10 protein-coding genes and 1 pseudogene are annotated in these 12,283 nt (G+C 71.1%); 7 read left to right on the plus strand and 4 right to left on the minus strand.

Annotation, left to right across the window (positions count from 1 at the left end; all coding sequences use genetic code 11):
- Positions 1-110 precede the first annotated feature (110 nt).
- The 4 genes from ABEB06_RS03900 to ABEB06_RS03915 all read left to right on the plus strand — a co-directional run bounded on the left by ABEB06_RS03900 (position 111) and on the right by ABEB06_RS03915 (position 2,707).
- A complete protein-coding gene (locus tag ABEB06_RS03900; RefSeq protein WP_345695355.1) occupies positions 111-794 on the plus strand; it encodes a hypothetical protein in 684 nt (227 codons plus the stop codon).
- Positions 795-862: 68 nt separating this feature from the next.
- Complete coding sequence (locus tag ABEB06_RS03905; RefSeq protein WP_345695356.1) at positions 863-1,183, plus strand: hypothetical protein; 321 nt, start codon at positions 863-865, stop codon at positions 1,181-1,183.
- A gap of 404 nt (positions 1,184-1,587) precedes the next feature.
- Positions 1,588-1,938 carry a hypothetical protein gene (locus ABEB06_RS03910; protein WP_345695357.1) on the plus strand — a complete coding sequence of 117 codons (351 nt, stop codon included), beginning with the start codon at positions 1,588-1,590 and terminating at the stop codon, positions 1,936-1,938.
- 16 nt (positions 1,939-1,954) lie between these two features.
- Complete coding sequence (locus tag ABEB06_RS03915; protein ID WP_345695358.1) at positions 1,955-2,707, plus strand: phosphotransferase; 753 nt, start codon at positions 1,955-1,957, stop codon at positions 2,705-2,707.
- 57 nt (positions 2,708-2,764) lie between these two features.
- On the opposite strand, the gene ABEB06_RS03920 is transcribed toward ABEB06_RS03915, so the two are convergent.
- The 3 genes from ABEB06_RS03920 to ABEB06_RS03930 form a co-directional block, all read right to left on the minus strand.
- The gene (locus ABEB06_RS03920) at positions 2,765-3,535 is read right to left on the minus strand and encodes a maleylpyruvate isomerase family mycothiol-dependent enzyme (RefSeq protein WP_345695359.1); all 771 of its coding nucleotides are present in this window, start codon (positions 3,533-3,535) and stop codon (positions 2,765-2,767) included.
- A gap of 416 nt (positions 3,536-3,951) precedes the next feature.
- On the minus strand, positions 3,952-4,527 hold the full coding sequence (locus ABEB06_RS03925; RefSeq protein ID WP_345695360.1) for a TetR/AcrR family transcriptional regulator: 576 nt from the start codon (positions 4,525-4,527) through the stop codon (positions 3,952-3,954).
- 132 nt (positions 4,528-4,659) lie between these two features.
- A complete protein-coding gene (locus tag ABEB06_RS03930; RefSeq protein ID WP_345695361.1) occupies positions 4,660-5,904 on the minus strand; it encodes an NAD(P)/FAD-dependent oxidoreductase in 1,245 nt (414 codons plus the stop codon).
- Between the two features lie 226 nt (positions 5,905-6,130).
- Between ABEB06_RS03930 and ABEB06_RS03935 the strand changes: the two genes are divergently transcribed.
- The 3 genes and pseudogenes from ABEB06_RS03935 to ABEB06_RS39260 all read left to right on the plus strand — a co-directional run.
- Entirely contained in the window at positions 6,131-6,895 is a 765-nt protein-coding gene (locus tag ABEB06_RS03935; RefSeq protein ID WP_345695362.1) for an SDR family oxidoreductase, read from the plus strand.
- A gap of 76 nt (positions 6,896-6,971) precedes the next feature.
- Positions 6,972-7,850 (plus strand): helix-turn-helix transcriptional regulator, encoded by an 879-nt coding sequence (locus tag ABEB06_RS03940; protein ID WP_345695363.1) that lies wholly within the window; start codon positions 6,972-6,974, stop codon positions 7,848-7,850.
- A gap of 142 nt (positions 7,851-7,992) precedes the next feature.
- Positions 7,993-8,413, plus strand: a pseudogene (locus tag ABEB06_RS39260) (DUF817 family protein); the annotation flags it as partial.
- A gap of 624 nt (positions 8,414-9,037) precedes the next feature.
- Here ABEB06_RS39260 and ABEB06_RS03955 read toward each other — a convergent pair.
- Positions 9,038-11,524 carry a DUF3376 domain-containing protein gene (locus ABEB06_RS03955; protein ID WP_345695364.1) on the minus strand — a complete coding sequence of 829 codons (2,487 nt, stop codon included), beginning with the start codon at positions 11,522-11,524 and terminating at the stop codon, positions 9,038-9,040.
- Between the last annotated feature and the right edge of the window lie 759 nt (positions 11,525-12,283).

The following is a 12,283-nucleotide window of genomic DNA, read 5'->3' on the forward strand; positions in this document are numbered from 1 at the left end:
GGCCCGGGAAGCGGTCGGGGAGACTGGGGCGCGTCGCACGTGACACGCAGTGGACGACGGGAAGCACGGGGGAACCACTCATCGCACTCCACCACGTACGCCGGGCACCGGTGGCCGCCCTGCTGGGCGTCGCCGTCCTCACCGCCTGCTCGGTCACGATCGGCGCTCCCGGCGGATCCGGCCCGTCCGCGAGCACGGCCGCGACCGCCACCGCCTCCCCGCGCCCACTGCCCGCGGACGGCATCGTCCCCGCCGTCGGCGTGGACCTCTGCACGCTGCTGGGCCCCGGCTTCCTCTCCCGGTACGCGCCCGGCTACACCCCGGAGAACGCGAAGCCGGACCCGCTCAACCCTCCCGAGGACCGCGTCCTGCGCACCGAGCGGGGCGGCACCGGACCGCAACTGAGCTCCGGCGGGTGCAGGGTGAGGGCCGGCGACGGGCCGGGCGGGGTCGGGGTCACCTTCACCCGTGCGCTGCCGGGGCCGAACACCAGCATGTCACCGGAGCAGCGCTGCGCCCTGGTCGCCACCGACCTGCACCGGCAGGAGGCCGCCCAGAGTGCGTCCTTGGCCCCCGCGTTCACCTTCGAGGACATGCCCGCCCTCGGCGCGGGCGGGTTCCGCGAGGTCGAGCGGGAGAACGGGAGGGTCGCGATGGCCAGGGCCCAGGCCTGCCGCGGCGCCGACTGGGTCATGCTCTCGATCGTCCCCGGCTCCCAGGGCGACGACGGCAGGGCGCCGGACGACGCCGTCGAGGCGCTGCAGGACGTCTTCCGCCGCCTGGGCGACGCCTGACGGGGCCGCTGTCCGTGCCGCCTGGCAGACTGCGGGCGGAATCGGGGCGGTGGAACGGGGTGGGCGGCGTGGGTTTCGTGGACGAGGTCTGGCGGCTGGTGCGGCAGGAGGAGCTGCTCGGCGAGATCGTGATCGACGAGGCGGATTTCCCCTGGCTCGCCGGACGCTTCGTTCCGACGGAGGCGTTCGGCGAGGTGGAACCGTGGTTCGACGAGTCGCGGGCCCTGCTGGACGCCGGGGAGTACGAGCGGTTCGACGAGGCGTACGACCGGATCGCGGGCGCGCTGTCGCTGGTGGCGCCGGAGGGCCCGGTCGCGGAGTTCCTCCTGCACGTCAAGGACGGGCGCGCGTGGTTCCGGTGGAGCGACGAGCCGTTCGACGACGGCTGACCTGACGGGGGCGGCCGTCAGCGCACGGCCGCGACCATCCGGGCCAGGACCGGCAGCACGTCGCGGAGGTCGCCGCTGTCCACCGTGGCGGTGGCCGCCGCCCGCGCCCCTGCGCCCAGCCGGCCGCGTCCAGCTCGGAGACCTGGCGGTTGTCCGGGTCGCCGGCGGCACAGGCGTCCTCGGCCCGCGTCACCTCCGCGCCGTGCCCGAGGAACCTGGCCAGGAACGCCGACGAGCTCGTCCCCGGTACGAGGGTGCCGTCGATGTCGAAGAAGACGGCGCCGGCCCGATCCCCTGTGAGCACCGGTCAAGGATGCCACGCGCGACGGCCTCGGACGGCGGGCCCGGGGTGGCTCCCGAATACGGTTGCGCGGACGCCGCCCGGGCCTGTCTGATGGGCTGCCATGACCGAGCGACCTCCCCGGCCGACCCTCAGGCAGCGGTTCAGCCCCCATCCCCCGAGTTCTCCGCGCAACGCGTTCCAGCGCTTCAACCGCGCCAAGACCGACTCGGGTTGGCCCCTGCTGCTCGCCAACTTCGCGATCTTCGCCGGCCTGGCCGGCTACGGACTCCGGGCGGCCGCCTCGGGATCGACGCTCTTCACCGTCCTGAGCGTGACGTTCGTCCTCGGCGTCCTGCGGACCGGCCATGTGATGGTGTGCGTCGCTCGGGGGATGACGGGCCTGACTGCCGACGGAGCGCCCGTCCCGGCGGTCCGCCGCGACGATCCCGACCAGCGGCCCAGGCTCTTCTAGCGCGGGGACGGGCGGCGTGGAGGATCGGGAGGAGTTCGTCGGCGGGGTGAACCGGGTCGTCCGGGAGGGCGGGGTGGTCCGGCGGCCGGCGGGGGCGTGGAGCGGGACCGTCCAGCGGCTGCTGGCACACCTGCGCGCGGCGGGGTTCGGCGGGGCGCCGCGGCCGTACGGGCTGGGCGCGGACGGCCGCGAGGAGCTGGTCGAGTACCTGGCCGGGGAGGTGGGGCACGACTTCGCGGCGCCGCAGGTGCGCAGCGACGCCTCGCTGGTGGCGGCCGGGCGGCTGCTGCGCGGCCTGCACGACGCCTCGACGGGGTTCCGCCGGACGCCGGAGGACGTGTGGCAACTCCCGCCGCGCGAGCCGGCGGAGGTGGTCTGCCACGGCGACGCGGCCACGTACAACACGGTGTTCCGCGACGGACTGCCGGTCGCGTTCATCGACTTCGACACGGCGCACCCCGGGCCGCGGCTGTGGGACGCCGCGTACACCGCGTACCGCTTCGTCCCGCTGTACGCGCCGGACGAGGTGGAGCACACCTTGCCCCTGCCGGAGGCGGGGCGCCGGCTGGCGCTGTTCGCGGACGCGTACGGCCTGTCGCGGGAGGAGCGCGAGCGGCTGCCCGCCGTCGCGGCGGAGCGGCTGCGCGCGCTGGTGGCGTCGATGCGGCAGCAGGCGCAGGCCGGCCACCCGGCGTTCGCGCAGCACCTCGCGGAGGGGCACGACCGGCGGTACCTGACGGACGCCCGGTGGATCGAGGAGCACTTCTGATCGGCGAAGCCCCCGGGGACGGGGTGTCCTCGGAGGGCTTCGGGGCGTCAAATCGGCCTAGCGTTCCGGGTCCCACTCGAAGAGCTGGTCGAAGAGGATGCGCTGCCCCTCCAGCTCGAGGGTGTCGAACGGGATCCGGCAGTAGAGGGCGAGGAGCAGCTCGTTGGCGGTTCCGGCGGCGGTGGCGTCGGCCGGCTCCGTGCCGTCGGCGGGGACGGCGCCGAGCCGGGAGCCCTCCTCGGACAGCCGGTTGCGCCAGGAGCGGCCCTCGGTGGTGCGGTAGTCGACGGCGGCGGCCCCGTGCGGCCAGGCCTCCGTCGTGGTGCAGATGGTGGAGAGGAATTCCTCGACGCCGTCGACGGCCACCTCGGCCGGGACCGGCTGCGGGTCGCCTGCGGCGAGCTGGGCGTCGTAGGTGTGGACGGTGATCTCGTGGAGCTGGCGGCGGGCCGCGCCGTACGCGGTCAGGGGTGTCTGCGACTTCCCCCACCAGCCCCAGCAGGGGCTGTCCTGGCCGGCCTCGGTGAGGGCGTCGAGCAGCAGCCGGGTCGACTCGGCGAGCCAGGCGACCAGGGCCTCGCGCCCGGTGGGGGCGACCGGGTCGCCGAGCGGTGCGGCCTTGGCGGTGGCGGCGGCACCGGCGGCGACGGTGGCGGCCCAGGCGCGGCGTCCTTCGCCCAGGTGCTGCGCCAGGTCGTAGAGCGTCCACTCGGGGCAGGTGGGGACCTGGACGTCGAGGTCGGGCGCTGCGGCGATCGCCGCCCGGAAGGCGGTGGACCGCTCGTCGATCAGGCGAAGCAGCTCGGAGAAGTGGATGTTGTTCTGCACGCCGGAGTTGTACCACCGCGCTCCGGCACCCGAACAGCCGTTTTCGACCGCCGTCCCGGACGGGAGGGGTACGGGCCGTGCGCGGCGGGGGCGGATGGCCTTGCCGGGGGGCGGGGCGCGGTCGATGATGCGGGGATGGTGGACGGTCAGGATCCCGTGTACGCGACCCGGTTGCTGGGCGTCGGCACGGCGAAGCGGGCGCACGTGGAGCGCGGGACGTGCCACCAGGTGCTGGTGTTCGCGGACGGCGAGTGCGTCGGCCCGGCGGAGCTTCAGGCCGCGGTGGCGGGGCGATCCACGACGTTGAACCGACTGGGAAAACAGCCGACTTCAAGGCGTCCCGTCCACCAGGGCCGGGAGGCGGAGCCGGGAAGCGGAGCCGGGAAGCAGAACGTCCGGGTCTGGTGGAGCGCCGGTCAGGGGGCGAGCCGCGCCAGCTCGACCTCGATCGCCTCGCTCATCAGCGTCCGGGCGTGGCCCAGCGGCAGGCTACCGCTCAGCCAGCGCATGCTCAGCCCCTCCAGCAGCGCGGTCAACCGCTCGGCCGCCGCCGGCGCGGTCGCCGAGTTGATCGGGTGCACCCGGCCGATCAACTCGGCGATCTCCTGGACCCAGCTCAGGGAGGCCCTCGCCAGGTCCTCGCGCAGCGAGTCGTCGAAGACCGCGCTGGCCCGCAGCTCGCCCCAGGCGGTGCTGTTCTCCCGCACCTCGGGCGCGTCCTGCAGCTCCAGCAGCAGGGTCTGCTCCAGCTCCTCGCGCGGGGTGAGCGGCGGCGCGTCCGGGTCGCGCTCGGCGGTGTAGCGCTCCGCGCGGCCGTTGATGAACTCCAGCGTCTGCCGCAGGATGCCCGTGCGGTCCTTGAAGTGGTAGTAGATCAGTGCCGTGGAGACGCCGGCCTCGGCGGCGAGCTCCTCGACCCGCAGGCCGCGGACACCGCGGCGGGCGATCACGCGCGCGGCCGCTTCAAGGATGGATGTTTTACGACTGGCCACGGTCCACCACCCTACTGGGCGACCGCCCCGGTGATCGAGACTGCGGCGCCCGCCCCTCCGACCGCCTCGGTCAATCCTGACGGAATCCATAAACAGCGTGGCCCTGTTGGCCGGCGGACCGGCCGGACGGGCTCACCCCCGGTGGGTGAGGTTCACGTACGCCGACTTCGCCAGGACGGCGGGGTTCAGGAAGCGCGCCGGCCCGATCAGCCGCGAGGCGAAGCGGTGCATGTGGCGGGCCAGGTCGGCGTCCCGCGCGGCCGCCGCGAACACCAGCCGCTCGGCGGGGTTGAACGGACGGGACCTGGCGAAGTCCGCGGCCATCAACTGGTGGGCCGTCAGACGGCGGTGGCGGCGCGCGTACACCGCGAGCGCCCGGTCGACGCCGCCGCGGCCGGCCACCGCGGGGGCGACCGCCTCGGCCAGCCACTGCGCGGACTGCAGGGCCCAGCCGCACCCCACGCCCCACAGCGGGTCACCGGTGAGCGCGGCGTCGCCGATCAGCGCGAGGCCCGGCGCGGTGGGCCTGCGGCTGTGCAGCGGGTGGTCCACGGTGCCGATGATCTTCGAGACGCGCTCGGCGGAGTCGATCGGCGGCGCCTCGGGCAGGCCGCGGACGAACTCCAGGAAACTGCCCTCCCGGTCCTCCCGGAAGGCGGGCAGCTTCTTCTTGTCGGGGAGCACCGCCAGCACCGTCACCCCGTCGTCGTTGGGGAACGCGTACGCCATGTCCGGTTCCAGGAACCAGGTCTGGCCGATCCCGCCGTGCAGCGGCAGGTTGCGGAAGTGCGCGAGGTAGCCGAACCGGCTGTTCTCGAACCGCCGCGTCGCCACCTCCGCGCACTTCGCCACGGCCGAGTCCTTGCCGTCGGCGCCGACCACCAGCCGGGCCCGGAACTCCCGTTCCCCGCCGTTCGGCGAGGACGCCGTCACCCCGACGATCCGCCCGCCCGCCCGCACCACCCCGGCCACCTGGTGGCCGAGCAGCAGGTCGACGCCGGGAGTCTCGGCCGCCTTGGACCTGATCAGCGGGTCGAGGGTGCTGCGCCGGACGTTGTACGCGTACGGCAGCGGGGGCCCGCCGGGCGCCGGCTTCGGCTCGATCCATCCCCATCGCGTCCACCAGCGGGCGTCGTTGCGGACCGCCCCGGCCTCCTCCAGCGCGGGTACCAGCCCCAGCTCGTCCAGCACCGGATAGGCGTTGGCGGTGATCGAGTGGGTGCACAGCACCTTGTACGCCGAGGGGTCCGAGCGGCGTTCCAGCAGGGCGACGCGGACACCGCGCCGGGCGAGCAGGATCGCCGCGGCGCAGCCGGCGAGGCTCGCTCCGCCGATCACCACGTCGTACTCGGGTGCCGCGTCCTGGGGCATGGTCATGTGCTGGTGCTCCCTTCGAAGGGTGGAGCCTTGAGGGGCAACTGCTCCCAGGAACATGAGGCGTTGTCAAGCACGCCTGCCGACCGGTAGGCCCCGGTCGGCAGCCCCCGGCCGGGGCGCTGACTGGTCCTGGCAGTCCCAGGAACAGGTGAGCCCTGGCTGCCCCTCGGCACACGGCGGAGAGTTGTCCCCGCCAGCCAGTACCGACCGCTCCCTGGAGAAGACCGTGAGCAACACCGCCCGCACCGCAGCCCGTACCGCCGTCGTCACCGGCGCCGCCAGCGGCATCGGCACCGCGACCGCCCGCGCCCTGGCCGCCGACGGTGCGCGCGTCGCCCTGCTCGCCCGCCGCACCGACCGGCTCGACACCCTCGCGGCGGAGATCACCGCCGCCGGCGGCCGGGCGATCGCGGTCACCGCCGACGTCACCGACCAGGCCTCCGTCGACGCCGCCGCGAAGGCCGTCCACGACGCCTTCGGCCGGGTCGACCTGGTCGTCAACAACGCCGGCGTGATGCTCCCCAATCCCGTCGCCGCCGGCCGGGTCGACGAGTGGACCCGCATGATCGACACCAACCTGACCGGCGTCCTGCGCGTCATCGACGCGTTCACCGCCGACCTCGCCGCGGCCGCCGCCGACGGCCGGCCCGCCGACCTGGTCAACGTCTCCTCGATCGCCTCCCACATCGCCTTCCCCGACTACGCCGTGTACGGCGCCACCAAGGCCGCGGTCACCCAGCTCTCCGCCGCCCTGCGCACCGAACTCGGCCCGCGCGACGTCCGGGTGAGCAACATCGAGCCGGGCCTGACCGACACCGAGCTCCCCCACGCCATCGACAACCCCGAGCTGCGCGGCCAGTTGGACGGCATGTTCCAGCAGATCCCCTCCCTCACCGCCGAGGACATCGCCGAACTGATCGCCTTCACCGTCAGCCGGCCCAAGCACGTCAACCTGCGCCACACCGTGATCCTCCCGACCCGCCAGGCCTGACACCCGCGCGCGGCCGCGGCGAGCCTGGTCCTGACAGGACCAGGCTCGCCGCCGACGGATCGGGCACAATCGGCCCATGAGCCCAACGATCGACCTCGGCGCCTTCCTCCGCTCCCGCCGCTCCCGGCTGCAGCCGGCGGACGTCGCCCTGCCCGACTTCGGCGGCCACCGCCGCGTCGCCGGGCTGCGCCGCGAAGAGATCGCCCAACTCGCGGGCGTCAGCGTCGACTACTACACCCGGATGGAACAGGGGCGGGTCGCCAACCCCTCCGAGCTCGTCCTGGACTCGCTCGCCCGCGCCCTGCGGCTCAGCGAGGACGAGACCCGCCACCTCCGCCGGCTCGCCCAGCCCCGCCCGGCCACCCGGCGCACCCCGCGCACCGCCCGCACCGAGCAGCAGCACGTCCGCCCCATGCTCCGCCGCCTGCTCGACGAACTCCGCGACGTACCGGCCATGGTGATGGGCCGCCGGATGGACGTCCTCGCCTGGAACGCCGCCGCCAGCGCCCTCCTCGGCGACTTCGCCACCCGGCGCGCCGCCGAGCGCAACATCCCGCGGATCACCTTCCTCGACCCCGCCGCCCGCGAGCTCTACGCCGACTGGACGGCCTGCGCCCGCGAGAACGTCGCCTACCTCCAACTGGAGGCCGGCCGCTACCCCGACGACCCGCAGCTGGCCGGCCTGATCGGCGAACTCTCCATGAAGAGCCAGGACTTCCGCCGCTGGTGGGCCGAACAGCCGGTCCAGGACAAGACCTCCGGCGTCAAGCGCTTCCACCACCCCGTCGTCGGCGACCTCGACCTCACCTACGAGACCCTGCGCTCCACCGAGGACCCCGAGCAGGCACTCATCACCTACACCGCCGAACCCCGCACCCCCTCCCACGACGCCCTGCACATGCTCCTCGCCTGGGCCGCCCCCACCGGCCCCGTCCCCTCCCGCCCCGCCCCCTGACCCGAGCCGGGTCTGCGCGGGGGCGGGGAAACCGTCCGTACCCGATGCGCATCCCCGGCTGTATGCAGTCAGCGAGATCGACTCCGCTCCGTCGAGCCGCCGCCCACGGGCTCGGCCAGTTCGGCCGCTTCGGCCTCCGCCAGGCCGGGAGCGCCCCCGGGACCTGCTGATGATCGGCGGCTGCCACCTGCTCGGCCTGGTCTTCGAGTGCGTCAAGGTGGCCCAGGGCTCCTGATCCTATCCCGAGCCCGCCGTACTGAAGTTCGGCGGCGTACCGTTCTACGGCGGGTTCATGTACGCGGCGGTCGGCAGCTACATCTGCGCCGTGTGGCGGCTGCTCGGACTGGAGCTGACCGGGTACCGGCCGCGGGCGACCGCGGCGGTGGCGGGCGCACTGTACCGTCAACTTCCTCAGCCGCCACTGGCTGCCGGACGTCCGCTGGCCGCTGGCGGCCCTGCTGGTCGCGGTCACCGCCGGGGCGAGGGTCAACTACATCGTCAGCGAGCGCCGTTACTGGATGCCGATGCCGCTGAGCTTCGTGCTGGTCGGCTTCTTCCTCTGGAACTGACGCCGTTCTCCGGTCACCTGCGGCCTTTTCCAGCAAACCGCCTTTGACCTGCTGCGGAGTCGTTGGCGTTTGTCACCGCTGGTCGCCCTCGGTTCGCCTCGCACGGCCTCCAGACGGCCCAAGGCCGGAGCCCTGCTTCAGGAGAACGGGCGTCAGGCGTTTGGCCTGACCTGCGATATAGCCACGCTTGGCAGCCCGGACCTTCTGCCCGTCGCAAGCCGCGACTCCCCGCAGTTCCCCGGCCCAACATGGCAGGACTGTGGCACGGCGTCCCCGATGTACTCTGCTCCATCCCTGCATCGGCTGGCGGCTGCACCCCACAGCTCCGCCCCCGTTGTGGAGGGGACCAGCCCGTTTGAGCAGGGCCACGGGGCCAATCGTCAGCAACCCGACGACACAGCCCATGGAGAAATGGCCTCTTTGTCTCGAATGGGATCCGAGGAGTTGCGCCACTTGGGCAACCAGCGAAAATCGCAAGTCACACAGTTGGAGTACGTCGGCCTGACCAAGGCTGCTCCCGAGAGCTTGGTTCTCAAGGCCTTCTCGGCCTCGATCAGCGCCACGGGCGGGGCCTTCGGTCCATGACGGCTCACATCAGACCAACGACGAATCTCCGACTCAGGACACTAGGGCTTGAACGCCTTTACCTAGGACAAACAGGAGAGCAACTAGGAAAGCCACCGCCACCAGGGCTCCCGCCAGGGCCATGCCAGCCAGGATTGCGAACGCTGTCTGCGCTGCCTGCGTGAGCTTCATGTTCTGCTGGGTGCCGTATAGTTGCAGGGTGAGGCCGCAGAAGAAGCGGGCACTAAATCTCGTCCACCATCCGCTGAAGCCCACTAGCTCCAGGATGGAGTCGCTGAGTTTCGCAACGACCTTGCGTCCGCCCTCCGAGGAGGTGGCCTTGTGCAAGAGGGCGTTATCGGTCGGCGTCCGGAGCTCGGTGAGGTGGTCCAGCATCCACTGCTGGGGTACGGTCCCGCCGGGCGCCTCGGCGCGCAGGATGGCTTCGTGCAGCTCCCGTTCCAGTTGGTGGAACTCCCGGTCCTCGGTCCGGTGGAAGAGGTGCAGCAGGTGGTGGGCCGCGTCCAGGCGGCCCCAGGCGAAATCGTTGTGGCGCCACTCGCTCCTGAAGAAGGCCGCGAAGTGCTGGAAGCGGATGCCGTAGAGCTTGCGGTCACCGAGCCCAGCGTACTGCTGCTCGTTGAAGAGTCGGCTCATCTTGTCCGGCCCGAGCCGAAGGAAGTCGAACTCGGGCATCAGCGGGTCGAGGAGCCTCCATGGGGGAGCGTAGGCCCGGGTGACCACCTCAATCGCCAGGCACGCGGCGACGGTCTCCTCGGGCGAGTGGGGGCTCGGCTGCCCGGCCAGTGACAGGGCCTCGGTGTAGTCGTTAGCCGCTTGGCGGATCAGCTTGAGCAGCTGCTTCGGGATGTTCAGCTCCTCGAAGACCTGGTGAATCAGCGCGGCGGTGTCCTCGTCAGAGAGCTGAAGGTCCGAGCTGCGTCGGCGCAGTTCGGTGAAGTATGTCTCCTGAACGGCCAGCATCTCGCGGAGTCGATCCGTCACCTGTCTGGCGCCCATGGCCAGGCTCAGTAGGGCCTCGGTATGCTGCTGGTCGGGGTTCTTGAGCAGGTTAGGATCTTTAAGCTGGTTGTGCAGCCGAGTACTCAGGGACTGCAGGACACGCTCGGCCGTGACCAGCCCCCAGCGCCATTCGTCGTTGAACGGGCGGCTGATCGATTCCGGGTCCTTCCCGGGCACCCAGTTCGGGGCCAGCTCCTTTTTAGGCTCCTCATCCGAAGTCGGGGGCAGCCTGGGCGCCCGATGCGGTGCCGATGAGCGGTTAATGATCCGATCGATCCGATCGGCGTCAGCCTCCGGGGTGGCGACCAGTGAAACCTCCGCCTGCTCGTCGGCTAGCTGCCTGCGGACCTCGAAGAGGACAGCCCGGGCGCGGGTGCGCCGGTACTCGCCGAGCAGGCTCTCTGCGATCGCTCCGAGGCCCTGGGCGAGCTCGGGATTCTTGTCGAGGCGGTCGAAAAGATCAAGCTGGATGTCTCTGGTGCTGTTAGCCAGGCGATTGCATAGCTCCTCGGTGCTGGTCCGGAAGTCGACCTCCTGCGGGTACCGGGCAGCGCTGAGCGCCGTCCGCACCCAGGAGGCGTCCCGAGGTGGTTTGTCCTGGTCGTTCCGCTCGCGGAGGCCAGAGGAGGGCACCACGTAGACCACCACCCGCCGCACTGGATTGTCGAAGGTCCGCTGGGAAATCGTCTCCAGGACGGGGCTGAAGGGGGCGTTGTTAAGCACCCCGGCGTCCATCACATCGCTCGCCGGGTCGTCCAGGGTCTCCCTCGGCTGCACCCGGAAGTCCAGCAGCGGATACTCGCTCACGGGCGGGAAAGCCACGGGGAAACTGCCGGTGGCCCGCGCGGCCTGCACCAAAGCCGTGTTGTTGTCGACCCGGAAGTCTCCCCGCTCGGCGGGAACGAACTTCCAGGCACCATCCTGCCGCACGTAGGCGACGGCCTTGGCGTCGTGCCGGAAGCAGTACAGCCGTCGGTGGTCATGGACCTCGAACTGATTGCCAAAACCATCCAGGTACGTGCGGGAGCGGCCGTCCACGGAGGTGGCGGGGAGGTAGAGGGTGACGGGATTCTGGGTACAATCCGCGCCGAGGCCGATCTTGTTCACGGCCTCGGTCACCTTGGTCGCGAAGGCTTCGCCGCTGAGCACACTGTTGTCGGAGCGGGGCTCGAGCAGCTTGCTGAGCGCGGCCGACTCATCCCAGACCTCGCGCAGGTACGGCAGCCGGGCGCCCCGGGCGAGCGCGGTGGCCAGAAGCATCCCGTTGATCCCCCCCGCGGAAGAGCCAGCCACGACGTCGATAACTACGCGCGTCTGGGAGGCCTCCGCCAGTCGCTTCCAGATCTTGAACACCGCCTGGTCCTCCGGTCGGACAGTGCCCTCGCCGGCGCCGCTAGAAGCGTGCCGAAGTAGATCGAGTTCGTGGGTGACCCCGCTCATCCAGACGGCGAGGCTTACGCCCCCGTTGAGGACTAGGGCAAGACGGGTCTCGTGCCTGACGGGTTGATCCTCTGCCATGTTGTCACGGTAGAGTCGGAGTTGGGAGTGCAGTTGGCTAGTAGAGCGTGTCCTTCGCATCGGAACGAGTTGTTCATCCGATCGGGTGCCTGTAGAGGTTGCCCGGGCAGCTCGGGCCGGGTTGCGGCAGTTGGCGAGCGTCACGCCCGGAACATCTCCATCCCTGTCCGAGAGCCAGGCCAGCCGTCATCCCTCCGATGTGACGCTCCTGATTCGAACCGTCCCACCCTGGGCAACAGACCCAGAATCAACGAGCACCATCAAGCGTTCTGACCTGCAGTTAGGGAAGTCGACGGGGTCCCCAGCCAGCCATCTCTGACTTGGCCTCCGACCTGAATCGGAGGCGCGGTATTTGAATTACTTTCCTTTTCTTCCCGAAGCAACTTGGGTGGTTGTTCGACGAGCGGTAAAGGTGTCGCTGACCAGCGCTGCCATGCCCCGAACGTCTGCGGGCGTCTGCCAAAGTTCGCCGTCGTTGTAGCGCATTTAGACACTCGGGTCCGGGCTCCGGTTAGGAGCCATCCCGTCGATTAAGTGGGTTCGACTGCCGCCTGCGTGCTTGCTCTTGGTTCCACTTCAGGGAGCGACCTTGATCGTCTTTCCACTCGTCCAGACCGTTCTTGCTTCCACCGGCCAGCACGCTGGCAGCACTCTGCCCAGAAAGTGCGATCCACAACACGGAGACCCTGCGGGGTGCCGTCAACCAAGGGATCTGTACTGACCTAGCGACCCGCCGACCTATGGGGGAGCGAGGCGCCT

Source organism: Kitasatospora terrestris (assembly GCF_039542905.1).
GTDB lineage: Bacteria > Actinomycetota > Actinomycetes > Streptomycetales > Streptomycetaceae > Kitasatospora > Kitasatospora terrestris.

Excerpts from the sequence above, each read along its gene's own strand:
- ABEB06_RS03940 (WP_345695363.1), top strand. The coding sequence starts at position 6,972 with ATGAGCCCAACGATCGACCTCGGCGCCTTCCTCCGCTCCCGCCGCTCC.
- ABEB06_RS03930 (WP_345695361.1), bottom strand. The coding sequence starts at position 5,904 with ATGACCATGCCCCAGGACGCGGCACCCGAGTACGACGTGGTGATCGGC.
- ABEB06_RS03955 (WP_345695364.1), bottom strand. The coding sequence starts at position 11,524 with ATGGCAGAGGATCAACCCGTCAGGCACGAGACCCGTCTTGCCCTAGTC.
- ABEB06_RS03910 (WP_345695357.1), top strand. The coding sequence starts at position 1,588 with ATGACCGAGCGACCTCCCCGGCCGACCCTCAGGCAGCGGTTCAGCCCC.